The organism is Ditibartonella apis, assembly GCF_001952075.1.
In the GTDB taxonomy this organism is placed as follows: Bacteria; Pseudomonadota; Alphaproteobacteria; order Rhizobiales; family Rhizobiaceae; genus Bartonella; species Bartonella apis.
This window is the reverse complement of sequence record NZ_LXYU01000002.1, coordinates 511,221-535,576: the sequence shown is the minus strand read 5'-3', so window position 1 is coordinate 535,576 and position 24,356 is coordinate 511,221. Positions and strand designations below refer to the sequence as shown.

Genomic DNA, 24,356 nt, shown 5'->3' with positions numbered 1-24,356 from the left:
AGGGTGTTAAACCGCATTGTTTCGTATGCAATTCGGAATGAAAATTTTTCCCTAAAACTTAAGAGTTCTATGATGGATTTATTGCTACCAGCAATTTTTACAGCACTTACAATAGGAGCAGTCTATGCATTGATTGCTTTAGGCCTTGCTCTTGTTTTCGGTGCGATGAAGATTATTAATCTTGCCCATGGTGAACTGGTACTATTGGCAGCCTATATCGGCTACATGTTTGAAAGCCAGTGGGGGTATAACCCTTATCTTGCAATTCCCGTAGCGTTTTTAGTGGTCGGGCTCATTGCATGTCTCATTTTTATTTTGCTCAACCGGATAACCAGACAACGCGAACTGAATTCGCTGATATTCACCTATTCCTTCGGCATTATTATTACCAATGCAATTCTCATCATAGCGCGAAATGAGCCACGTATGAGCGCCGAGATGCAGGAAACGGTTGAACCGCTTCTGGCAATTGATATTTTTGCCACTTATAGTCAGCTTATTGCGCTTGTTCTTGCAATTCTTCTCATGTTGGTCTTGTGGCTGTGGCTCAAAAACAGCTGGTATGGTAGGGCGGTGCGCGCAGTAACTTCAAACCGTAATGCAGCCAAGCTGATGGGTATCAACCCCGTTCGTACCGAACTTGTTTCATTTGTTATTGGTGCTTTGCTTGCGACTGTCGCCGGAATAGCACTTTATACTTTTCAGCCGATCACCCCCGGTCTTGGACATATGCTAACGATCAAAGCCTTCATTATCACGGTGCTTGCCGGCATCGGTTCGATTCCGGGGGTGTTGATAGGTTCGATTTTGCTGGCTCTGGCCCAGACCATGACCGAAAGTTATTTCAATGCATCATTTGCCAATATGGTTTCGATGCTGCTTTTCCTCGCTGTACTGATTTTCCTTCCGAATGGTCTTTTCGGCAAAACACAGCGAAGAGGTTAGAAAAATGGCAAAGCTTCAATCTTCTATTTTGTTTGTCTTGCTCATCATTATCGCAGGTGTTTTACCATTCTTCCTGAATGATTATTATTTGATGACAATTATCTCGTCATTGGTCATTGCGGGGCTTGCTTTGTCATGGGCTATGCTTTCCAATCTTGGTGGTATGACGAGTTTTGGTCATGCGGCATTTTTCGGAATAGCATCTTATGCGAGTGCAATTGTGACCATGCGTTGTGGCGTTCCGGTTTTAATTGCTATTCCATTTGCGGCAATTATCGCTGCTCTTTCAGCCGTTTTGATGTTGCCGATTATAAGATTGTCAGGGTCCTATTTTGCTTTGGCTATTCTCGGTTATGCGCAAATTTTCTATGGACTGGCAGTTGAAATGCCGCAGTGGACGAATGGTCCTGCAGGCATAAGCTCCATCCCGCCGCTTCCGGAAGTTCTGGATATCGATTTTTCACAACGCCTTAGTTCCTATTTCCTGATGCTTGTCATCATTCTGGTTATTGCATTTATTTATGGTGCCATTCTCCGGTCTAAAACCGGTTTGGCATTGAAAGCGATAGCCGAGAGCGAGGACGCAAGTCTGGTTGTCGGTGTCAATGCTGTCAGGCTCAAATTTCTAATTCTCTTATTATCGGCTTTCATTGCCGGACTTATCGGCGCTTTTAATACGCATCTCATCGGCTCACTCAATCCGGATGATGCATTTTCTGCCAATTGGAGCCTTTTGCCGATCATTGCCGCTATTTTTGGTGGTGCACGAACATTGTGGGGGCCGGTTATCGGTGCTGTCGTGATCTATCTGTTCGACCAGATTGTTGCGAAAGAATTTTTTGCAATTGTTTTCCATACTTCGGTCGGGCACCAGATCATTCTGGGAATTATTCTGGCATTACTTATTCTCCTCGCACCTGATGGACTTTTATCGCTCTTTTTCAGGAACAGGAAAGCTCATGCTTGAGATCAAAAATATCACAGTCCGGTTTGGCGGCCTTGTTGCGGTAAACAATGTGTCTTTCAATGTTGGCAGCCATGAAATTTTAGGGCTTATCGGTCCGAACGGTGCTGGTAAAACAACGCTCTTCAATGCGGTTTCGGGACTCGTTCGCCCGACATTCGGCCATGTCATTATGGACAAAAGCGATATAACGCGATTGGCACTTTATAAGCGTGCCCGTCTGGGATTAGGGCGCACCTTCCAGATTCCGAAGCCCATGCACCATCTCACAGTACGGGAAAATCTGATTGTTGCCCAAACCTATGGAGCTCGCGAGAATAATCCCGAAAAAATTGATGATATTCTGGAATTGTTGGAAATTCACCATAAAGCCGATAGCGATGCGGCAAGCGAACTTGCCATGCAAGAACTCAAGCGGCTGGAAATTGCCAAAGCGCTTGCAACGAGACCGAAATTGTTACTGCTTGACGAGGTGCTGGCCGGCCTTGAGAGTCAGGCAAAACGTCTGTTTATGGAAAAGTTGAAGCAGATCAATTCGGCGCTCGGTATCGGAATTATTATTGTCGAACATGACATAGAGACAATTTCCAAGCTTTGTTCGCGGGTTATCGCATTGAATTTCGGCGAATTGATTGCCGACGGGACGCCACGTGAAGTCTTCACCAACCCGAAAGTCATAGAAAGTTACACAGGTGCAAGTCATGTTGAAGATTGAAGATTTGCATACCGGTTATGGCGCGATCACGATATTGCGCGGTGTGTCGCTTGATTTTCCCGAAAAGCAATTGACGACAATTGTTGGTCCGAATGGCGCGGGCAAAACCACTTTGTTACGGGCAATTACCGGATTGTTACCATACCAGGGAACGGTCGAAATAAACGGCAAAAACGTTGCGGGAAAAAAGACTTGGGACTTTGTCGGTGTCAAACTTGCAATGGTTCCGGAAGGCCGCATGATTTTTCCGGATATGACAGTCGAGGAAAATCTCGCTTTGGGTGCTTTTGATAAACGCTGCCGTGCAACTTTTTCTTCCAAAGCGGAAGAAATGTATGTTTTGTTTCCCAAATTAAAGGAGCGCCGTCTGCAGTTAGCGGGATCACTGTCAGGCGGCGAAGCGCAAATGCTTGCAATGGCGCGTGCATTGATGTCGGATCCCGAAATTCTTCTGATCGATGAACCTTCGTTAGGGCTCTCACCGGTCATGGTGAAAGAAGTCTTCAATATTATCGGCCGCATGAAAGAACATGGCGTAACAATTGTTCTGGTAGAACAGAATACCCGTATGGCCGTCGCCATTGCCGATTTGGTCTACCTCATGCGCGATGGCAAGATTTTGCTAAAACAACCGGCCGCCGATGTCGATCTTCATGCATTACACGAACTTTATCTGGCACAGGAATAGACCATGTCACTTCAGGATATCATTGAGCATCTCGCACTTCCGGCAATCGCTTCGCCGCTCTTTATCGTTTCCAATCCGCAATTGGTTATCGCTGAATGCTGTAATGGAATTATCGGCTCCATTCCTTCACTCAATGCACGTCAAAAGGAAGATTTTCCCCTTATGCTTTCAACAATTGAGGAGGGAATCCAAAAAGCCGTCTCGACGGGAAAATGTAAAAAAGCGGTTCCCTATGCGGTCAATCTGATTGTCCACGCGTCCAATGACCGGCTTGACCATGATCTTGGAGTTTGTGTCGACCATAAAGTTCCGGTGGTTATCACCTCCCTTCATGCGCCGGGAAAAGTGGTTGAAGCCGTTCATAATTACGGTGGAGTGGTACTTCATGATGTCATCAGTATAAGGCACGCGAAAAAAGCATTGAACGAAGGAGTCGATGGTCTTATCGCGGTTTGCGCAGGCGCAGGCGGGCATGGTGGCTCGCTCAGTCCTTTTGCCTTGATCGGTGAAATACGCCGATTTTACGACGGCGTAATTGTTCTTTCAGGCGCAATATCACGGGGCGATGATATTCTTGCAGCTCAGGCAATGGGTGCCAATGCGGCTTATATCGGAACCCGTTTTATCGCAACTCCGGAAGCAAATGCGGTCGATGAATATAAAGAAATGATTATCCAATCGGATGCGAGCGGGATTGTTTACACACCTTTTTTCACCGGTGTAAATGGCAATTACCTGAGAGAGAGTATCGTTCGTTCGGGTCTTGATCCGGATGATTTGAAAAATGGTCTGTCAGCAAATTTCGGTTCAACGCGGGTCAAACCCTGGAAAAATATTTGGGGTGCAGGGCAGGGCGTCGGTAATATCGACGAGATACTGCCTGCATCCGAAGTTATTGCCAAATTGAAAAGGGAATATCGGGCCGCTTTTCACCGTCTGCAGAATAAGGGGGCAATCTATGTCCGATAAAATACTGGTTGAAATACCAATTCCTGAAGTCTGTCATATCATTATGAACAGACCCGAGAAACATAATGCACTTGATCGGGAAACATATCGGTTGTTGACTAATGCCCTCCGGAATGCCGACGAGAATGAAAATGTCAGGGTCATTGTGCTTTCCGGAGCAGGTAACTCTTTTACCGCGGGCAATGACCTTCATGATTTTACTGGAGAGAGTTTGCTTGATGGGGAAGGCCATTCTCCGGGTTTGAAATTGCTGCTCACACTTCATGGCGTGAAAAAACCGATCATTGCGGCTGTGGAAGGTTATGCAGTCGGGATAGGAGCCACAATGCTTAACCATTGCGACCTTGCTTATAGTGGAACGAGCGCCCGTTTCAGATTTCCCTTTGCAACTTTGGGACTCTCTCCGGAAGGTGGATCGACATTCTATCTCCCGCTTGCGGCAGGCTACAAAAAGGCAGCCGAATTGCTGTTTTTCGGAGATTTTTTCAGTGCACAGGATGCCTTACAGTTCCATCTTTTGAATGCAATTGTTGAAGACAATAATGCCGTTCCTCATGCACTTCAAAAAGCGGAAAAACTTGCAAAAATGCCGTTTCAATCCATATTGGCAACCAAAAAAATGCTGAAAAAACGAAATAAGGCAAAAATAGTGTCAGTCCTTGAAGAAGAAGCAAAAACATTTCACAACTTGCGAACGAGTGCAGAAACCCAGAAAATTATCAAAGGTTTTTTCGGTAAATAGCAGGAACCATAATGGCGCGTAAAAGAACATCTATTCCATCCATTGATATTCCGTTGACCGACAGCAACAAGGTTGACAGAAATACCGAACGCCATTTTGTGACAGCTCTCGGGCGCGGGCTGAAAGTGCTCGCCTGTTTTCGCCATGGAGACATTTTGCTTTCTAACAACGAAATTTCCGAACGCTGTAATCTGCCGCGTTCCACCGTTTCACGACTAACCTACACACTGATGCGCTTGGGCTATCTCTATTATGTTGAAAGTAAAGGGAAATACCGGTTGGGAGCGGCTGTGATCACGCTTGGTACGACAATGCTTTCAAGCCTTACTATAAGGTCTATTGCCAAACCTTACATGCAGGAATTGTCGGATATGAGCGGGGCATCGGTCGGGCTTGGCATTGCCGACCACCGAAGCGCACTTTACCTCGAATATTGTACACCGGCCAAGGGTTCTGTTTTGCCGACCGAGTTGGGAACGCGTATTTCCATTATCAACAGTGCAATGGGACGTGCATTGCTCGCTGCCAGCACCGAACGTGATCGCGAAGCAATTTTTTATGATATTCGCCGACGCGATGAAATTGAATGGCCGCAGATATATGACGAAATTAAAAAAGCAATCCATGAACATGAAATGACGGGGTGTTGCACCTCTTTTCAGGATTGGCAACAGGATATCAATGCGATAGCTGCCGGCTTCAATCCGGGGGAGGGGCTACCTGTTATGTCGATTAATGTGGCAGGACCCGCCGGAATGATTGGGAGAGACTTACTGCTTGGAGAGGTGAGGGAGAAATTATTGGGAATCGTTCAGCTGTTGAAAAACAGCCAGACGATAGAAGGAGGAGATCATGAAAGGAAATATAAGCACTAGGAAAAAGGCCAAGGGCGATGGAGGTAGGACGCGGGCAAACAGGAAAGCAATACCTGGTGAACCATTGGCAGGTTTGAAAGTGATTGATGCTTCAAGAGTTCTTGCCGGGCCGTTGTCTGCGCAATGTCTGGGAGATATGGGAGCGGACGTTATCAAAATAGAACATCCCGAACGTGGCGATGATACACGTGATTGGGGGGTTCGTATTGGCGAGCGCGATACAACCTATTTTTATTCTATGAACCGCAATAAGCGATCTATAAGTCTGGATTACACCAATCGGAAAGATCTTGATGTTGTATTGAAACTTGTGAAAGATGCCGATGTATTTATTCAAAATTTCAAATATGGCGGAGCGGAAAAACTCGGTATCGGTTATGAACAATTGTCCAAAATAAACCCGAGGCTTATTTATTGTTCGATTTCCGGCTATGACCGCCATAGTTCGGAAAAAGACCGTCTGGGTTATGATATCGTTTTACAAGGTGAAACGGGGCTCATGGGAATGAATGGCGATCTCGGCCAGTCACCATTGAAATTCGGTGTCGCGGTAGTGGATTTGTTTGCCGGACTATACAGTGCGCAGGCCATCCTTGCCGCGCTTTATGAGCGGGATCGAACAGGGCTTGGCAGCCATGTTGAAATATCACTTTACAATACAGCTGTTCAGCTTACGGCTTATTACGGTCTGGAAGCGCTAGCAATTGGAAAAGATCCTCAAAAATGGGGTAACAATCACCCCGCTATTGTGCCTTATGGCGTTTATGAAGCCGCAGATGGTCCGGTTGTTATAGCTGTCGGTAATTTCAGGCAGTTTACTGCTTTTTGCACCAAAGTCATTGACCGGCCGGATATTATGGAAGACCCGCGTTTCAAGACCAATCTGGACAGAATAAAAAACAGGGATATTATTGGCCCCATTTTCAAGGAGGAAGTAAAAAAGTTTCCGCGCGCCGAGTTGATCCGTCGTATGAACGAGGTCGATATTCCCTGTGGCGAAGTGGACGGGCTTTATGCGGCGATGACTTCAAAACGCGCACAAGAAAATCAAATGGTGTGCGAGGTTGACCACCCGATTGCGGGAAAGGCTAAAGTCCTTAACCCGCCTTACCGTTTTCATGGTAAACGTTCGCCGTTGCAACGTCGCCCGCCAATGCTTGGCGAACACAATATCGAGATATTAACAGATGTGCTCGGTCTAGGTGATGAAGAAGTAGATGATTTCATGCGCCGCCATCATCCGGATTGAAATTACGAAATTCAAACGTGTTTTAGCAATAAAAGCACAGCATCAATCATCAGATACTGTGCTTTTTGTGTCTCTTCATACAACAGTCATAAAATGGATAGTAATGGGGAAGCATAACACTTTATCAATCAACGTGCGACCAAATGCTTTGTTGGATTTGACAAAGTGTTCCTTCCGCTATCGACGAAGAGTGCCTCTTGCTATCGAAAAAGTGTGCCTCCTGCAATTTATGGGAGCGATTAACGAAATGCGCCTCTAAAAAACAGAGATTTGGCCGGAGGTCGTTGGTTATCGCGGAATGACCGGTTTACATTCCGAGAGCCGGATGTATCCCCCTAAATAATTGTTGTTTCAACGTTATTTTAAGTTGCATCGTTTTACCATGCATAAGCTTCGGGCGCTTCGCCTTTCGGGCCTGGCCAGATTTTGTCGAGTTTATCCAGTGTTTCTTTTGACAAAGAAATATCAACAGCTTTCAAATTTGCTTCCAATTGGGCTTTTGTTCTAGGTCCGATAATCGGAGCGCTAACAACGGGATTATTGAGACACCAGGCAAGCGCAACATCTGCCGGTTTTTCATTCAATTCTTTGCATAAAGTTTCATAGGCAACGAGTTGATCGTGGTGTTCAGCAACAACATTTTCAAGATCGGCGCGACGGCCACTCTCGAATTTGTCGAGTGCTCCTGCAAGTAATCCGCCGTCAAGCGGACTCCACAAAATCAATCCCAGACCATGATAGCGGCAGGCGGGAATGACTTCGGTTTCGATGGCGCGATTTCTCAGATTATAGATGTCCTGTTCACTGACAAGGCCGAGCATATGCCGTTCAACGGCCTTGCCTTGCGCTGTTGCAATGTGCCAGCCCGCAAAATTCGACGAACCGACATAGGAAATCTTACCTTGCGTGATGAGAACCTCCATTGCTTCCCAAATTTCATCCCACGGAGTTCCACGGTCGATATGGTGCATTTGGTAAAGGTCGATATGATCGGTTTTAAGCCGTTTGAGACTAGCTTCACAAGCACGCCTTATATGGTAGGCGGAAAGGTGCCTGTCATTTACGCCATAATCCATCGGTTGATAGAGCTTGGTAGCAAGAACAATCCGGTCACGTTTACCGCTGTTTTTGATCCAGTTGCCGATAAATTCTTCCGAAATTCCGGTGCCCTTCGGAATTTCAGGATATTGACGCGTTCCATAAATATCGGCCGTGTCAAACAGATTGATGCCATTATCAACGGCTGCATCCATAATATTGAATGCTTCTTTTTCATCTGTCAGATAGCCGAAATTCATCGCCCCCAATGCCAAACGACTGGCTTTAAGACCGGTGCGACCAAGATGGGTATATTTCATTTTATTTTCCTCTTTAAGAACAGATTGCGCGAAAATTGAGCGTGATTGATTGGATGGGCTAACTTCCGGAAAGTTCCTGATGAAACCGGTCCTTAAACTTTCACGTAGTTTTCCGAACGCTTGTTCTCGTTTCTTTTATAACCTTACGGAAAAATCGATTGGCAAAGCGGCTTTGTCATTTGACAAATTTGCCTATCTAATCGGGTGCTCGAATGAGTTTTTGAACCGAAACGAGCTAGATGACATTCAAGCCTCGCCAATGAAATTCCATGGGCTGTTCTTAAAGAACTTAACATAATTGATTGCGCTGTTTAGACAGGAAAAGCTGCATGTTATTATGAATGTTATTCATATATCTGACGGTAAGTCGAGTAACCGAAGACCATGCGATAAACGGATAATCTCGACCCGATAATTTTAAAATTCTTTGCAGCAATGGATATCAGGGGCAAGAAAATGATAAGACTTGTTCAACACCATAAAATAGGTATGAAGTTAAAAAATAGCCTTTAAGAGGCCGGAAAATTGGCAATCTTCAGAGAACCGATCTCTTGAAAGGCGTTATTTTGGAGAAGAATTTTAGTGATCAAGCATGAATTCGACGCTGCTTGATTGTGCAATGCCGTTTTCATTGCCCACCCAAAGTTCGGCTTTGCCCGTGCTTGTTTTTTGACCTGCTGTTATAAATTTATTCGGACAAAAAATCGGTCTTTGGCTGCGGAAGCAAAAGCTTGATAGTCTCGCATCCGGATTGGCATTTTTGAATGCCTGAAGCGCTAAAGTTGCCAATAATTGGCCTTGTACCAGCAAGCCAGGATAGCCTTCTTTATCGGTGACGTAAGGATAATCATAATGGATGCGGTGGGCATTGAAAGTCACTGCCGAATAACGGAATAGAGTGACACTATTGGCTTCATGTGTCTCTGACCATTGACCGTGAGGGCAGGGATCCGATTTTGCAGTCACAAATTTTGTCCGTTCGCGATAAACGATATCTTGCTCTTCAAGAAGCGCGGTTTCACTGTTTTGAATATGTTTATGTTCAACAGTCACAAAGAGAAGTTTTCCGCTTCTGCCTTGCTTTTCGGTAATCTCACGAATAGTCGATATACGTTTTGCAGGCTCTCCGATAATCAGAGGGTGGAAAAATTTCAGCCTTCCGCCAGCCCACATTCGATTGAGATTTTCTGCCGGAGGCAAGAATTCTCCTCGTGAGGGGTGCCCGTCTTCGCCTAATGAATGAAAGGAAAGCGTTGGCTGAAAATACATCCAATGCCATAAATGTGGCAGAGGACCTGTTCTTTCCGGCAGCTTTGTTCCCAGTGTGGCGGCCATGCGCGCCACCAGCACATAATCAAGCACATCCTCGATAGTTTCTGTTTTTCCTACCCAATCGGTAAAATTTGCCAATTTATCTCCTCCGCCAGTTTCCCGATATTTTTATTTAAAAATCAATTCAACAGCAAGCCGGATAATAAATCATACCCGGCTTTAAAATATTAATGATTTTCAAGTGCTTTTTTGACAAAACGATCATCGAAAGTTTGCGACAAATCGATTTTACTTCCGTCGATTGTTTTGTCATAGGAAAGAAGTTTCAATGTTGCTTCCTGACTTCCTCTGGAAATCAAGCCGTCATGTGAATAGGAAGGAAGCGAATTTTTGACCGCTTCCAGATAAACTTCGCGATTATTACCGATATATTCTGGCGGAACAGCATTGGCGACATCATCCGGTGTTGCTGTTTGTAACCATTTCAAGGCTTTGACGAAAGCGTTGGTGATATGTTGGACGGTGTTCGGATAGTTGTCGATAAATTCCTTTTTTGTATAAAGAACTCCGGAAGACATTGTGCGTGTTCCGAATATCTTTTCCATATCTGCTTCGGTTCTTGTGTCGACAAGAATGAAAACCGAATTGTCGTGCATTAAGGTCGAGATCACAGGGTCAAGATTGACAATGGCATCAATTTCGCCGCGTTTCATTGCTGCTATCGCTGTTGCACCGGCTCCGGTTCCGATCACTGAAACTTCGTCCGGTTTGATGCCATCTTTATCGAGCAAATAATTGAGAAAATTGTTTGTTGAAGAACCGGGTGCTGTAACGCCGATTTTCATTCCTTTGAGATCACCAGGCTTTTTGACTTTGTCTTTCAAATCGGCGCGGACGGCAAGCACAATTGCCGGATAACGGTCGAGCTCCAGCACGGCACGGACATCCTGACCTTTCGAATGCATACGAATGACCTGATCGTAAGCGCCGGTCGTCACGTCCGCCGACCCTCCCAGAAGTGCTTGAAGCGATTGTGAACCACCTTTCAAGTCCACCACTTTGACATCCAGTCCTTCCTCTTTGAAAAAGCCTTTTTGCGAGGCAATAGCCAAAGGCAAATAATAGAAAAGCGGTGCACCGCCTACGCTCAAAGTGATGTCTTTCTTTTCCGGTTCGTCATTGGCAAAAGCGTTTCCCGTGAGCGTGACGGACAAAACGGCGAATATTAGACCCAATCGAAAGATGAATTTTCTGAAATGGGAACTGAATTTCATAAGCTTTCTCCTCAAGATTGCTTTCTTCTCAAGATTGTTTGCCACGCGGGTCTGCCCGCCAGATCAGAAGCCGTTTTTCGATCATACTGACGAGAATATCAATCAGAATAACAAAAATGGTCAGAATTAACATACCGGAAAATACGCCGGTAACGTCGAAAACACCTTCTGCTTGCGAAATAAGATAGCCAAGGCCGGCAGATGCGCCGAGATATTCTCCGACAACCGCACCCACCATAGCAAATCCGACAGATGTATGAAGCGACGAGAACACCCATGTCATGGCAGAGGGGAGATAAACATGGCGCAATAATTGCCGCTCGTTCATGCCGATCATGCGGGCATTTGCGAGAATGGTCGGATTGACTTCTCTTACCCCTTGGTAAACGTTGAAAAACACAACGAAAAACACAAGTGTAAAGCCGAGTGCAACTTTGGACCATATACCAAGGCCGAACCAGAGTGCGAAAATCGGTGCAAGAACGACACGTGGCAAAGCATTTGCCGCTTTGATATAGGGGTCAAAAACCGCTGCCAACATTTTCTTTTGTGCAAACCAGAAGCCCAATAAAATGCCGCCACCTGCACCAATAGCGAAAGCGAGAATTGTTTCAAGCAGCGTAATCCATAAATGGTACCAGACTTTACCGCTCTGGAAATCAAGACCAATGCGTTTAAAAATATCAATCGGTGTTGAAAAGAAGAAGGGCGGCAGAATCGGTTTGCCGTTAAAAAGCGGAACAGTCGTTCCTATTTCCCACAGAAAGAAGAAGATAATAGCAACCGAAAGCTGTAACAGAAAAATCTTCAGACGCTTCATGATTTATCTCCTTGTTCATAGGCTTTGAGCACCTCTTCTTTAAGATCATTCCATAATGTCCTGTGGATCTCCGCAAATTCGGTTGTAAGCCGGATTTCCTGCAAATTGCGCGGGCGCGGCAAATTGATGAGATAATCACCTTTGACATGTGAAGCCGGCCCTGCCGAAATAATAATAACGCGATCGGCAAGTGTAATTGCTTCTTCCAGATCATGTGTCACAAACATAACGGCCTTGCGGTCTCTCGACCATAATTTCAAAAGGAGATCGCCCATCAGAACCCGTGTTTGAGCGTCAAGTGGTCCGAACGGCTCATCCATTAAAATGAGCTTGGGATTAAGGATTAAAACTTGTGCAAGCCCGATGCGCTTTCTTTGCCCGCCCGACAATTGGTGCGGATAGCGATTGCCGAATGATTGGAGGCCGACACGGGCAAGCCATTCCCGCGACTGGTTTAATGCATCCTGTCTTTTGACGCCACGGATTTCCAAACCGATTGCAATATTGTCTACGGCCGTTTTCCAGGGCATTAATGAATCAGACTGGAAAAGGTAACCGGCTTCGTGATTGATGCCTGAAAGAGGATGACCGAATATCTCGCATGTGCCACTGGCAGGCGGCAAAAGACCCGCTGCCACATTGAGCAAAGTCGATTTTCCGCAACCCGTCGGACCGACAATTGCTAGAAATTGTCCTGCCGGTACTTCAAGATCAGCTTTTTTTACAGCTGTAAAATTGTTAAAAACCACGCTTACATCATTGAGTTTGACCGCTGGCGGCAGAGCTCCATCGCCGGATCTATCTTGTTTTATTGCTTCAGGCATTCTTATATTCCATAATTTCATTGTGATGCGGCAGATCGCATTTCAATCGATTTTTCGTTCGCCACATCGTCTATCAGGATAAAAGAAAAATTATAAAAAACATATCTTTTTAGTATTAAATAACGATTGTTTTATCATGGTTTGAAATAATGTTGCGGAAATTTTCCAAAGCAATCAAAGCCGTTAGAAATTTTTGCGATGGAAGAGCGAAGGTTTTGATCGGATATTGCCATTGTTTTTATAGTTAAGGCTAAATTTACCAAACTTGGGCTATGACTAACAAGGGCTTGACGACTATTAGCGCTCTCAAGCCTGTAATGCTCCCGTTTATCGAGTTTTGAGTAAAGGCCGTGCAATGAATATGAACCGTTTATCGCTTATTCCGAATGAAGCGGATGACAAGAATTTTGCGCGATTTCAGCCACAAAAAAATGAGCAACAACAACTGACTTTGTCGGATATTGCCGTACGGTTGCGGTCGGTTCATGAACAAATGAAAACAAAAGCACCGACAAGAGAAACAGAAAATGTTATGCCTTTCCCGCAAAACAAAGATGACGGTGTAAAAGCTTATCTTGATGATATAGCACGCGCTTTGCTTAAAGAGTATGAGGCAAGAAAGACTGCACAGAACGAACTAGTTCATCATTTCCAGCGGCTTGAGCAACTTCTCGTCGAAAATGGACAGGGAATGAAAACAACAGCGGCTAGCGATAGGCAAATATTGATGAAAGAGGTTGCCGATGAAGTGCAATCGCGGTTGAAGCAGGAACTTTCCGAGCAGACAAAAAGTTTAGCGGCTGAAAGCCAGAAAGCCAATCAGGAAATCTCGCGCCAATTGCGCGAAGCAGTAGCAGCCTCACGGTTTTCGGTGCAACTTGTTTCCCTCCAGCGGCAAATTACAAATCTTCAGGCAACTCTTGATGCCCATGATAAATCTCCTACGAAAGGTTCATCCGAAGACAGCGTAAAAGTTGAGAAAGAAAATTTTGCCTCCCTCTTGAACTCGACGCAAATCCCCACGCCGACGAGTGGACAAAATCATAAAGATGCGCAAAAAGTTTTCGACAAGTCTGTTATTCGCATATTGGCTGAAAAAAAAACGCCGGAGTTGACCGGCGAAATAAATAACGCGCCGACAGACACTGATAAAACCGGACTTGAAAATAAAGTACAAATTCAAATGCCGGAAACGGGTAACACCAAGTCAAAAAGTTGCATGCAAAAATTTGACGCTGAAACAAGTGGGCGCCTGATTTGTTGTGCACGTGCGGTCAACAAAGGAATTAAAACAAATTTATTCGCAAAGCTGCAAAATCGGGATAAAGCCGGAAGAACTTTGACACGGGTGAGTGCACTTTTTTTGATGGCGGTTTTTGCCTACGGTTTAAGCGGTCATTTTAATATATCAGACCATGCATCTGTCTTCTCTTTCCTTCGTTGAGTGGAGTGCATGATAGCTTTCGGGCGTGAATTGTCAGGTACTCATGTTTTTATTTTGCTTGTAAGGGTAGCAATCCGTGTTTGACTTATGTGATATAGTTTTTGGGAACCTGTTGTCACCTTGCCGGTATAATGTGCGAAAGATGGAAATTGATAACAGTACCGGTAAGAAACAATAGATGCTGTTTCCTTTAGGTGAGAGATGTGAGTATTTATTTACCGATAGCAGAAATGTCGCTCAATATGCTGATCCTTATCGGCATGGGTGGGGTTGTCGGTTTTCTTTCCGGAATGTTTGGCGTTGGCGGCGGATTTTTGATTACGCCGCTTCTTATTTTTTATAACGTACCACCTGCTATTGCCGTCGGTACAGGTGCAAATCAGGTTATTGCATCATCTGTCACCGGTGCGCTTACGCATTTCAAACGCGGAACACTCGATATCAAGCTTGGCATTCTTCTTGTCATCGGCGGTATATTGGGGTCTTGCCTTGGTGTCGGGCTATTCAGTTATTTACGTAAGCTTGGTCAGCTCGATCTCATCATTTCTTTACTTTACGTTATCCTTCTAGGCGGTGTTGGCAGCCTTATGGCCATTGAAAGCTGGCGGGCTATTGTCAATGCAAGACGGGGCAAAGCTATTGTTATCCGTCGCCCGGGACACCACAGTCTGGCACAACGCTTACCATTGAAAATGCGGTTTCGTGCGTCAAAAATCTATGTGAGCATTATTCCGGTTCTTGGAATCGGACTTGTTATCGGTTTGCTTTCTTCTGTTATGGGGGTAGGCGGCGGTTTTATTATGGTTCCCGCACTCATTTACATGTTACGCGTGCCTACCAATGTTGTTGTCGGTACATCGCTTTTCCAGATTACTTTTGTTACCGCCTTCACAACTGTTCTACAGAGTATAACAAACCAGTCGGTTGATATTGTGCTTGCTTTTTTGCTGATGGTTGGCGGCGTTATTGGCGCAACCTATGGAACGCGGATAGGCCGTAAGCTCAAAGCCGAACAATTGCGCATGCTGCTTGCCATTCTGGTTTTACTGGTTTGTGCCCGTCTTGCTTTTGAACTTTTTGTTCGTCCTGACGATCTGTTTTCTCTCACCTTCATTGGCGGTTGAAATGAAAACAGTTTATGCCGCACTTTTGTTTTATCTTACACTTTTTCTGGCACCCGGCCTTGCCAAGGCTGATGCGCCCGTTGAAAATGCGGGACCTAAAGAAAATATCCAGATCATCGTGACGACCAATGCCATTACACTTGATACCAATTTTGCCGGTCGTAACGTCTATATTGCCGGTGTCCTCGAAAATGCCGATCCTCAACTAAGACGCCAAGGGCGCTATGACATTATTGTGGTCATGGAAGGACCTGTAAGACCAATGATAATGCGCGAGAAAAAGCGTAAGCTCGGCGTATGGGTAAACGCGGATGCATTGGCATTCACCGCGGTTCCACAATCCTATGCAATGGCAACCACCCGCGAAATCAGGGATATAACCAGCCCGGTCAATTATAAAAGATTGGGGTTGGGGCTTGAATATTTGCCACTTCGTGCAGAGTCGGACGATGAAGAAAAAGCAAAGCTATTTCGTCAGGAGCTTATCAAGCTCAAGCTTCATCAACATCTTTATAGCGAGAATATCGGCGCAGTCACGTTCGGCTCGGCTTCGCTTTTTTCAGCGAATTTCAAATTGCCTGCCAATATCCCTGTCGGTCATCATACAATTCATGCTTATCTTTTTCGCGATGGCGAGTTTGTCGAGACAGTCACCACAGAGCTCGAGATTGTGAAAGCACACACCGCTTATGCAATCTACCGTTTTGCGCAGGATAACCCCGTTTATTATGGCTTCGTCGCGGTCTTTGTAGCAATTTTCACCGGCATTCTCGGGCGGCTGATTTTCCGTAAAGATTGATTGTTCAATCAAGATGGTATCGCTATTTTTTGACGGAGGCAGTGTGACCCCGACACTCTATTTAAGACCGGATTTAACGACTATTTCACAACGGGAAAAGTGATAGTTTCAAGGCTAGCAATCGTAATACATCGGAAGAAATTACTGCGAAAAGAAAGATTGTTTTTGAATAGGGTAAATAGTGTTCTTGCCTAATAGACAAGCAATCAACGCCGATTTATCAAAAATGTCGCGAAAAGCTTTGTTTGTCAGATCCAAACCACCGGCATAGGCGCCGAATGCCGGCAAAATCATCCTCCTTCCGTCGCTTGCAAAACAAAATCGTCTAACCGACATGCCCCGGCGGGAAATGCGAAGAGCGGGATGAAGGTGACCGGCAATTTCCCCTGTCTGTGTTCCGGCAAGTGGTTCGTGACGGAATAACAACGAGCCTATCCGGATTTCATGTGTCCATTGGCCGGCAAATTCTGTTTTTTCATCATCGTGATTTCCGGCAATCCAGATCATCTCGCGATGAGTAATGATGTCTTCAAGCAATTGCCGGTTTTTTTCAGAAAGTTGTGTGGATGCCTGATTGTCATGGAAGCTGTCGCCCAAGGCGATAATTGTTTGTGGTTGGTATTTTCCGACCACATTTTTCAAACGCTTAAGCGTGCGTTCACTGTCATAGGGAGGCAATAATTGGCCGTGGCGGGCAAAACATGATGATTTTTCAAGGTGAAGATCGGCAACAATCAGCAGTTTTTCGGCGTGCCAGTAGGCTGCGCCACTACAATCACAAGTCATGCGTGCACCATTGACCTTAACTGTAAAACGATCAAGTCCGATTGTCATATCCACCAAAAAGCCTGTTTCAGTTTTCAAGAACTGTATGGATCAAGTCTTCTGCCGCTTCCATCAATATATTGTCTTCTGCACTTCCCGGAATCATTTCTTTTCCTATTTCAAGCATGACCGGAAGCGCAAGCGGCGACATCTTTTTAATCGGCCGATGGATAATATGATTTTTTATTCGTTTCAACATATCACCCAGCCTCTTGATGTCTAAAAGCCCTCGAGCCGCTTCCTGCCTTGTTGCCTGAAGCAGAATATGATGTGGTTCATGCGTTCTCAAAACGTCAAAAATAAGGTCGGTGGAGACAGTCACTTGCCTTCCGGTTTTTTCTTGCCCCGGATGACGCCGGTTAATCAAACCGGCAATCATTGCGCAATTACGGAAAGACCGTTTGAGCAGAAAGCTTTCATCAAGCCATGCCTCCAGATCATCGCCCAACATGTCTTCGGAAAAGAGGTCTTTCAACGATAAACTTCCGGCTTTTATTGCCTCGCCAATGTCGTCAAGTGTCCAAAGACCGATGGAATAATCGGTGGCGACAAAACCGACAGGCTTCAAACCGGCCCTTTCGAGCCTTCGTGTCAACAACATTCCAAGTGTTTGATGGGCAAGGCGCCCCTCGAATGGATAGGCAACCAGAAAAGACCGATTTTTTTCATTGAATGTTTCGATCAATAATTGATTGGTATCAGGCAGAATGGACGAGATTTTTTGTTGGCTCAGCCACTTTTGCACCTGCTCGGGCAAAACATGCCATTCTTTCGGATTTGCGAGCATTTTGCGCAACCTGTCGGCAAGATATGTCGAAAGCGGAAAACGCCCCCCCATATAGCTTGGAACACGGGCTTCGAGTTTTTTCGACAAGCTCACATAACATTCGTTTTCACGAATACCTTCAAAACAAAGAACATGACCCGCAAAAATGAATGTATCACCTTTTGTCAAGCTTTCGAGAAAACTCTCCTCGATGCGTCCCAACATTCGGCCACCGCGCATTGCACTGCCATTGCCGGCTTTGACAAGCCTTACATTGAGTTCGGCAGCTTCGATAATGGTTCCCATATTAAGCCGGTATTGCTGGGCAATTCTAGGATTGGAAACGCGCCAGCGGCCGTCTTTCGTGAGCCTTATTTTTGCATATTGTTCGTAAGCTTTAAGGGCATATCCACCTGTTGCAACGAAGTTCAATGTTTCATCAAATATTTTTCTTTTGAGTGTCGAATAAGGTTCTGCAGTTTTGACTTCCTGATAAAGCTCGTCGACATTGAAAGGTCCTGCACACGCCATACCGAGAATATGTTGGGCAAGAACGTCGATAGCGCCTTCACTTAATGGCGGGCTATCCTGTGCGCCGATATAATTTGCGTCAAGTGCAGCCTGACATTCGAGAACTTCAAAGCAGTTTGCAGGCACAAGCACTGCTTTACTCGGTTCATCCATGCGGTGGTTGGCGCGGCCGATGCGCTGGGCAAGTCTGCTTGCACCTTTGGGTGCACCGACATGGATGACCAGATCAATGTCTCCCCAATCTATGCCAAGATCAAGTGTCGAAGTGGCAACAACGGCGCGAAGCTTGTTCAGGGCCATTGCTTCTTCCACCTTGCGGCGTTGACCGACATCAAGTGAACCATGGTGAAGCGCAATAGGTAAACTGTCTTCATTCATGCGCCATAATTCCTGGAACAGCATTTCGGCTTGCGAACGCGTATTAACAAAAATCAATGTCGTATGCGCCGCTTTGATGAGATCAAGAATGTCTTTGACCGCATAACGGGCAGAGTGTCCCGCCCAGGGAATATGTTCCTCGGTTTGTAAAATTCTGATTTCAGGTTTTGCACCGCCTTCGACGGTAACAAGACCTGCCATTGCCGATTTTTGTTTCTGGCTTACCAGCCAACGCCGCAAGGAATCGGGATCGGAAACAGTGGCCGAAAGGCCGATTGTTTTTAATTCAGGGCGTAATGTTCTTAAACGGGCAAGTGCAAGAGAAAGCAATTGTCCCCGTTTTGATGTCACAAGCGAATGAAGTTCATCAAAAATGACGGTATCAAGAGAACCAAAGAATTTTTCTGCTTCATGCGAGGATAGAAGCAGTGACACTTGCTCGGGCGTTGTCAACAATATATCAGGTGGAATATATTTCTGTCTTTGTCTTTTGTGTTGGGGCGTATCGCCGGTTCTGGTTTCAATTGCAATATCAAGTCCCATTTCCTGAACGGGCGTTTTCAAATTGCGTTCGATATCCTGAGCCAAGGCTTTAAGCGGCGAAATATAAAGTGTATGAAGCTGGTGGTGATGTTTGGTACTTGAGAGAGCGACCATAGAAGGTAAAAAACCGGCAAGAGTTTTACCAGCACCCGTCGGGGCAATAAGCAAAGTTGATTGTCCACTTTTCGAGCGTTTTAAAAGTTCGGCTTGATGAGGGCGCAAATTCCACCCCTTTTTCTGAAACCAGTTATTGAACTGGTCAGGTAAAAGAGAAAGTTCATCTTGCTGAACCGAATTGCATTGATCGTTGTTCATAAAATCTATTTAATATGTGCGACTATATTCGCCAAGTTACCGGTTAAGAATCATTATGAAGCTATATGTGATCAATCTTGATCGTTCACCAGACCGATTAGACCGCCTTGAGAAAATATTCAGGAAGTTGAACCTTGGTTTAACGCGCGTTGCTGCAATAGACGGACTTCATCTTGATGAAAAGTTCATTGCCGATGTCAGAAAGCACCAGCTTTGGCCCGACCCGCTTACACGCGGGGAAATCGCCTGTTTCCTAAGTCATAGAGCGGCGCTCGAAAAAGTGGCGGCGGGAGATGATGATTTTGCTGCGATTTTTGAAGATGATGTTACTTTGTCGCAAGAAGCCGCCGACTTTTTGAATAATGACGATTGGATTCCTGCAAGTGCAGATATTGTGAAGATTGAAACCCATGGCAAAAAGGCTTGGCTCGGCGAGAAAAAGGACTTGAAAAACGGCTTTAGCGTTGCGCGGCTCAAAAGCCGTCATATTATGGCTGCCGGTTATATCGTTTCAAAACCCGCAGCAAAAAAACTTTGCGCAATGATGAAAATTATAACATTTCCTTTTGACCATTTTTTATTCAATCCGAAATGTCACGTATTCGAACACTTTGAAATGTGGCAACTTGATCCGGCAATTGTCCGGCAGGCAGGCTTGGAAAGCACTCTTTCCGTTGACCGTACACAAATAGACAAAGTCAATAAACAAGGCCGACGCGCATCAAAAACTTTAAGGCGTGAGCTGAAGCGGTTTTTTTCACGCGCGAAAACCGGCCTTTGGGGCATCTACATCAATTTGTTTACGCGTGAAAAATGGAAACGTGTAAAATATAGGCCTTGAGATTTTTCCCGAATTTGCGCGTAATGATAAGGACAGTCGAATTTAAAAAAGCACGCATTTTAAAAGTTAAGCGTTTGAAAACAGGGCAGACTTTAACGCATATACAACAAGTTTTTACTCCCCCGATCAGGAAATTTTTCAAACAAAAACATCCACTGAAAACGACAGCGTTTTATCCCGATCAAACTATTTTAAATGAAGAATTTTCCGTAAAAATCCGGCCTTTAACGTTTGAATTCCATTGCCCAATAAACATAGTTGGGGCGTTTAGGTGAAGTCGCCTTGGCCAGTCCATAATAATGGAAGCTCGGGTAAAGCATATTGCTTCTGTGACCGGGTGAATTCATCCATACATTATAGGCAGCAGAAACGGTGGAACGCCCTGCACACAGGTTTTCACCAGCAGCACCATGAATGCCGAATTTGCGCAAACGTGTGACAAAATCATTACCGGAACTGATTGTGTGGGCGACTCTCTGGGCATCAGCCATAAGATTTGCCTGATCCTGAGCCATTTTTTCAAGCTGGCTGTCAGGTGCGAGAGGGCCACGATTGTTTTGAGCCCGCAATGCATTGATGAGGCTTGTCGGGTCTTCATTATCGGCAAAAGCTGGAATTATGCCGCCTGTACCAACAATAAAAGCACCGGAAAGGACAAAAAAATTTCTACGTGTCAGCACGATATCACCCAACAATTCAACAGGCTCAAAAAACAACGGGTCTTTTAAAATTCGTGACTATCAAAAACAATAGCCAGCCACCACACCACTCGCATTAATGCACCGAAAATTATAAACTGGCTGGAATTCCTATCAGGCTTTTATGGAATTTCTTGGGCAATCTATCAATTTTTCAGGCTTTTATATCTTTAGTATCGCCGAAATGCGATTTCACGCCTTGTTGAAAGACATAATTTTATAATTAAATCAATGATATACTATCACACAACCGTAAGCCGGTTGTTAAATGTATTGAGAGCCGAAGCCATTAACGTATCAAGCTCAGGATACGCATAATGATAAATATCGGGATCACAATTGCAGCGCCCACGACCACCACATTGAAGAGTTTTTCGAACGCTTCAAAACCCATTGACCATAACGAGGTGAAGAAATGGCTGATCTTCCACACGACATCCATCGGTGTCCAGCCCAAAAGTGTCATGACAATGCCGACCAGAATCGAAAAAACAAGTAGCTTTATGACAACACGTCCTGGTGTATCCCCAAGAAATGAATTGACCGGCTTCGACATTGGCTATCCTTCAAAAATGATAAAATGAAACCCTAGATAGGTTTCAATGGTTTAAAGTTCAATCCTCGTCATTTTGGCTTCAAGACTATAGCAGCCCCCCCGACATTCGCAACTTGTCTAATGCATTTTACATAAGTGCGGCTATGTATACAAAGTCCGATTACCCAAAGCTAACGATCTATGGTCGTTATAAAACCATAGTAAAACAGCCTTGGACACCTCAAGGAAGTGGAACCGGCATAAAAGAGCAGCAAAACGCGAAAAGCCGCGGGCGATAGTGATTTTTCACCCTTTTGCCAATTTACCTATTTGTCCAACAGGCAAGCCTATCTATTTGTGTGATAGGCAAGGTAAATTTGTTATCACAGCTTTTGATAATGCCTAGCTTTTTTGGGTTTGTTTTTCTTTTTTTACTTGCTTTTCAAGTGTTCCGCCTTTCAAAGGTGGTGTCACTTCCTTTGCAACGTCGCTTGCCCGTTCATGATCTACAGGTAATTTTCCCATTGTCTTTACTCCGCAAATTAGCTCGGGTTTTAACGCAGAACGGGGTCCAAAAGTTCCCGTTTTTCTGTGCGAGTGACAATGATTTTCTGAGATTACAATAATCGCACTGTTCTATGGTGTGGATTAGCAGGAACAATTGATATAATGTGAAAATATGAGTGATTTTTTTGCTGAAAATAGTGCTGCAACCAATGCTGTCGAATATACGGTTTCCGAAATATCCGGTGCCTTGAAACGCACGGTCGAGGACCGTTTCGGCCATGTTCGTGTGCGCGGTGAAATTTCCGGATATAGAGGACCGCATGCATCGGGTCACGCCTATTTTGCGCTAAAAGACGATAAAGCGCGCCTTGAAGCGGTTATCTGGCGCGGCGTTATGGGTAAACTCAAATTCCTTCCCGAAGAAGGAATGGAAGTCATTGCGACAGGTAAACTCACAACCTATCCCGGTTCATCGAAATACCAGATTGTGATTGATAATCTGGAGCCGGCGGGCGTGGGGGCCTTGATGGCACTTCTGGAAGCAAGAAAAAAGAAACTTGCCGCAGAAGGGTTGTTTGATGCTGCCACCAAACAATTATTGCCCTTTATGCCCAAGGTTATTGGCGTTGTAACATCGCCGACAGGAGCCGTCATCCGCGATATTATCCATCGCATTTCTGACCGGTTCCCCCTTCATATCATCGTTTGGCCGGTGCGTGTTCAGGGTGAAACTTGCGGGGCCGAAGTTGCAGCCGCAGTTTCAGGCTTTAATACTTTGAAAGCCGGCGGTCCAATCCCGAAGCCCGATCTTATCATTGTTGCGCGCGGTGGTGGCAGTCTTGAGGACTTATGGGGCTTTAATGATGAAATCGTTGTACGGGCTGTTGCCTCTTCACTTATTCCGGTTATCTCGGCTGTCGGCCACGAGACCGACTGGACATTGGTGGATTATGCAGCCGATGTGCGTGCACCGACGCCAACCGGTGCTGCCGAAATGGCGGTTCCCGTCAAGGCAGAATTGGAGGCAAGTGTTGCTTCTCTTTATGCCAGATTGTTGGGTGGAATTTCTCGCCAATTCGATTTTCGCAAGCAAAAACTTTATAGCGCAGTGCGGGCACTTCCCTCTGTAGACCAATTACTCGCATTACCACGTCGGCGTTTTGACGAAGCCGCAAGCAGGTTGGAACGGTCTCTTACAGTCAATACAGAAAAGAAAAGACAGGTTTTCAATCTGTTGGCGCGCGGGCTTTCGCCGCATCTGGTTATCAATCTTGTCAATCAGAATCGCCAAAAGACAAACCATTTGGCCTTGCGACTGGAACAGGCATTTATTGCATTAACGATAAGCAAAAGACAAAAACTCTTGTCGGTGACAAGGAGTTTCAATCCGCGACTTGCCGAAACCATTATGGATAAGGCCAAAGAAGCCGGTTTGTTTTATTTTATGCGGCTTCAGAATGCTTTTGTGCTCATCGTTGAAAAACAACGCCAGAAAGTTGATATGGCGGCGCGGCTGTTAAACTCAGTTTCTTACGAAAAGACACTCGAGCGCGGTTTTGCACTGGTCCTTGATACAGAAGGAAAGCTTGTCAAAAATGCGCGTGAAGTTCCTGAAAACGGGTTTTTGAAGATCAGATTTTCTGATGACACGATTGACGCAACGGCAATCGGAAAAGCTCATCAACCGGCAAAAAAACAAAAACGCCATCCGACTGACGATGATAATCAGGGGGATCTGTTTTGAAACCTTTGGCAGAAGGGCTAATGCTTGGTGCTGACGGGAAAATCCGTTGTGCATGGGCAGGCGAGGATGCTCTCTATTTAGCCTATCACGATCATGAATGGGGCAAACCCGTTTATGACGACAACCATTTATTCGAGAAAATTTGTCTGGAAGGATTTCAGGCCGGTTTGTCATGGCTGACAATATTGAGAAAACGGGAAAATTTTCGCAATTCATTCGACGGGTTCGATTTTAACAAAATTGCTTTTTATGACGAAGAGAAAATAGATGAACTATTGAAAAATCCCGGTATTATCCGCCATATCGGAAAAATCCGCTCGGTTGTCAACAATGCCAAGTGCGCTCGTAAACTTGTTGAAGAAAAGGGTAGCCTTGCCGATTATTTCTGGTCTTTTCAGCCGCCCGAATCCGAACGGTTCGAACATGTCGACTATGCAACGCTTAAATTAAATCCGATAACGCCGGCATCAATCCGCCTTTCAAAAGATTTGAAAAAACGTGGATGGACTTTTGTCGGCCCGACGACATGCTACGCGTTCATGCAATCCATCGGCATTGTCAACGACCATATCGAAGGTTGTTTTTGTCGCTAAAGGCCGCGTGTCTCGGCT

General features: G+C 45.3%; 23 protein-coding genes and 1 pseudogene. 14 read left to right on the top strand and 10 right to left on the bottom strand.

What is annotated here, in order from left to right; all coding sequences use genetic code 11:
• Positions 1 to 69: 69 nt before the first annotated feature.
• From PEB0122_RS06880 to PEB0122_RS06845, 8 genes are read left to right on the top strand one after another with little or no spacing between them, the layout of a single operon-like run.
• Positions 70 to 945 carry a branched-chain amino acid ABC transporter permease gene (locus PEB0122_RS06880; protein ID WP_075870341.1) on the top strand — a complete coding sequence of 292 codons (876 nt, stop codon included), beginning with the start codon at positions 70 to 72 and terminating at the stop codon, positions 943 to 945.
• Positions 946 to 949: 4 nt separating this feature from the next.
• Positions 950 to 1,912: a branched-chain amino acid ABC transporter permease gene (locus PEB0122_RS06875; protein ID WP_075916350.1), complete on the top strand. Its 963-nt coding sequence runs from the start codon at positions 950 to 952 to the stop codon at positions 1,910 to 1,912.
• Positions 1,905 to 2,624: an ABC transporter ATP-binding protein gene (locus PEB0122_RS06870; RefSeq protein ID WP_075870340.1), complete on the top strand. Its 720-nt coding sequence runs from the start codon at positions 1,905 to 1,907 to the stop codon at positions 2,622 to 2,624. Before PEB0122_RS06875 ends, PEB0122_RS06870 begins: the two co-directional genes overlap by 8 nt.
• On the top strand, positions 2,611 to 3,312 hold the full coding sequence (locus PEB0122_RS11650; RefSeq protein ID WP_075870339.1) for an ABC transporter ATP-binding protein: 702 nt from the start codon (positions 2,611 to 2,613) through the stop codon (positions 3,310 to 3,312). The genes PEB0122_RS06870 and PEB0122_RS11650 overlap by 14 nt, the downstream gene beginning before the upstream one ends.
• Positions 3,313 to 3,315: 3 nt before the next feature.
• Positions 3,316 to 4,281: an NAD(P)H-dependent flavin oxidoreductase gene (locus PEB0122_RS11645; RefSeq protein ID WP_075913464.1), complete on the top strand. Its 966-nt coding sequence runs from the start codon at positions 3,316 to 3,318 to the stop codon at positions 4,279 to 4,281.
• On the top strand, positions 4,271 to 5,023 hold the full coding sequence (locus tag PEB0122_RS06855) for an enoyl-CoA hydratase/isomerase family protein (RefSeq protein ID WP_075870337.1): 753 nt from the start codon (positions 4,271 to 4,273) through the stop codon (positions 5,021 to 5,023). Before PEB0122_RS11645 ends, PEB0122_RS06855 begins: the two co-directional genes overlap by 11 nt.
• Positions 5,024 to 5,034: 11 nt before the next feature.
• Positions 5,035 to 5,898 (top strand): IclR family transcriptional regulator, encoded by an 864-nt coding sequence (locus PEB0122_RS06850; RefSeq protein ID WP_083639826.1) that lies wholly within the window; start codon positions 5,035 to 5,037, stop codon positions 5,896 to 5,898.
• Positions 5,876 to 7,147: a CaiB/BaiF CoA transferase family protein gene (locus PEB0122_RS06845; RefSeq protein WP_083650254.1), complete on the top strand. Its 1,272-nt coding sequence runs from the start codon at positions 5,876 to 5,878 to the stop codon at positions 7,145 to 7,147. The genes PEB0122_RS06850 and PEB0122_RS06845 overlap by 23 nt, the downstream gene beginning before the upstream one ends.
• Before the next feature lie 377 nt (positions 7,148 to 7,524).
• On the opposite strand, the gene PEB0122_RS06840 is transcribed toward PEB0122_RS06845, so the two are convergent.
• The 5 genes from PEB0122_RS06840 to PEB0122_RS06820 form a co-directional block, all read right to left on the bottom strand.
• Positions 7,525 to 8,505: an aldo/keto reductase gene (locus PEB0122_RS06840; protein WP_075916211.1), complete on the bottom strand. Its 981-nt coding sequence runs from the start codon at positions 8,503 to 8,505 to the stop codon at positions 7,525 to 7,527.
• A 579-nt stretch (positions 8,506 to 9,084) separates the two neighbouring features.
• Positions 9,085 to 9,915 carry an HTD2 family dehydratase gene (locus PEB0122_RS06835; protein ID WP_075916209.1) on the bottom strand — a complete coding sequence of 277 codons (831 nt, stop codon included), beginning with the start codon at positions 9,913 to 9,915 and terminating at the stop codon, positions 9,085 to 9,087.
• Between the two features lie 89 nt (positions 9,916 to 10,004).
• Entirely contained in the window at positions 10,005 to 11,051 is a 1,047-nt protein-coding gene (locus PEB0122_RS06830; RefSeq protein ID WP_075916344.1) for an ABC transporter substrate-binding protein, read from the bottom strand.
• Positions 11,052 to 11,079: 28 nt separating this feature from the next.
• On the bottom strand, positions 11,080 to 11,871 hold the full coding sequence (locus PEB0122_RS06825) for an ABC transporter permease (RefSeq protein WP_075870334.1): 792 nt from the start codon (positions 11,869 to 11,871) through the stop codon (positions 11,080 to 11,082).
• Complete coding sequence (locus PEB0122_RS06820) at positions 11,868 to 12,695, bottom strand: ABC transporter ATP-binding protein (protein ID WP_075916346.1); 828 nt, start codon at positions 12,693 to 12,695, stop codon at positions 11,868 to 11,870. Before PEB0122_RS06820 ends, PEB0122_RS06825 begins: the two co-directional genes overlap by 4 nt.
• A 355-nt stretch (positions 12,696 to 13,050) precedes the next feature.
• Here PEB0122_RS06820 and PEB0122_RS06815 point away from each other — a divergent pair, with 355 nt between their 5' ends.
• The 3 genes from PEB0122_RS06815 to PEB0122_RS06805 all read left to right on the top strand — a co-directional run bounded on the left by PEB0122_RS06815 (position 13,051) and on the right by PEB0122_RS06805 (position 16,062).
• Positions 13,051 to 14,139, top strand: coding sequence for a hypothetical protein (locus tag PEB0122_RS06815; protein ID WP_075916207.1), 1,089 nt, complete (start codon positions 13,051 to 13,053; stop codon positions 14,137 to 14,139).
• 203 nt (positions 14,140 to 14,342) lie between these two features.
• Positions 14,343 to 15,263 carry a sulfite exporter TauE/SafE family protein gene (locus PEB0122_RS06810; protein WP_075870331.1) on the top strand — a complete coding sequence of 307 codons (921 nt, stop codon included), beginning with the start codon at positions 14,343 to 14,345 and terminating at the stop codon, positions 15,261 to 15,263.
• A gap of 1 nt (position 15,264) precedes the next feature.
• On the top strand, positions 15,265 to 16,062 hold the full coding sequence (locus PEB0122_RS06805) for a TIGR02186 family protein (protein ID WP_083650252.1): 798 nt from the start codon (positions 15,265 to 15,267) through the stop codon (positions 16,060 to 16,062).
• Positions 16,063 to 16,203: 141 nt separating this feature from the next.
• On the opposite strand, the gene pdeM is transcribed toward PEB0122_RS06805, so the two are convergent.
• Both pdeM and PEB0122_RS06795 read right to left on the bottom strand, forming a co-directional pair.
• On the bottom strand, positions 16,204 to 16,896 hold the full coding sequence (gene pdeM / locus PEB0122_RS06800; RefSeq protein WP_075916340.1) for a ligase-associated DNA damage response endonuclease PdeM: 693 nt from the start codon (positions 16,894 to 16,896) through the stop codon (positions 16,204 to 16,206).
• Positions 16,897 to 16,915: 19 nt separating this feature from the next.
• Positions 16,916 to 19,420, bottom strand: a complete 2,505-nt coding sequence (locus PEB0122_RS06795) for a ligase-associated DNA damage response DEXH box helicase (RefSeq protein ID WP_075870330.1) — start codon at positions 19,418 to 19,420, stop codon at positions 16,916 to 16,918.
• A gap of 55 nt (positions 19,421 to 19,475) precedes the next feature.
• Between PEB0122_RS06795 and PEB0122_RS06790 the strand changes: the two genes are divergently transcribed.
• Positions 19,476 to 20,261 carry a glycosyltransferase family 25 protein gene (locus PEB0122_RS06790; RefSeq protein ID WP_075870329.1) on the top strand — a complete coding sequence of 262 codons (786 nt, stop codon included), beginning with the start codon at positions 19,476 to 19,478 and terminating at the stop codon, positions 20,259 to 20,261.
• A gap of 224 nt (positions 20,262 to 20,485) precedes the next feature.
• On the opposite strand, the gene PEB0122_RS06785 is transcribed toward PEB0122_RS06790, so the two are convergent.
• The 3 genes from PEB0122_RS06785 to PEB0122_RS11945 form a co-directional block, all read right to left on the bottom strand.
• On the bottom strand, positions 20,486 to 20,941 hold the full coding sequence (locus PEB0122_RS06785; protein WP_158025422.1) for a CAP domain-containing protein: 456 nt from the start codon (positions 20,939 to 20,941) through the stop codon (positions 20,486 to 20,488).
• Between the two features lie 307 nt (positions 20,942 to 21,248).
• Positions 21,249 to 21,515 (bottom strand): DUF6460 domain-containing protein, encoded by a 267-nt coding sequence (locus tag PEB0122_RS06780; protein ID WP_075870328.1) that lies wholly within the window; start codon positions 21,513 to 21,515, stop codon positions 21,249 to 21,251.
• Between the two features lie 381 nt (positions 21,516 to 21,896).
• Positions 21,897 to 22,019: a hypothetical protein gene (locus PEB0122_RS11945; RefSeq protein ID WP_263969914.1), complete on the bottom strand. Its 123-nt coding sequence runs from the start codon at positions 22,017 to 22,019 to the stop codon at positions 21,897 to 21,899.
• A 154-nt stretch (positions 22,020 to 22,173) separates the two neighbouring features.
• Between PEB0122_RS11945 and xseA the strand changes: the two are divergent.
• Both xseA and PEB0122_RS06770 read left to right on the top strand, forming a co-directional pair.
• Positions 22,174 to 23,679: pseudogene (gene xseA, locus PEB0122_RS06775) on the top strand (exodeoxyribonuclease VII large subunit); the annotation flags it as partial.
• Between the two features lie 86 nt (positions 23,680 to 23,765).
• The gene (locus PEB0122_RS06770) at positions 23,766 to 24,338 is read left to right on the top strand and encodes a DNA-3-methyladenine glycosylase I (protein ID WP_075916203.1); all 573 of its coding nucleotides are present in this window, start codon (positions 23,766 to 23,768) and stop codon (positions 24,336 to 24,338) included.
• Positions 24,339 to 24,356: the final 18 nt, after the last annotated feature.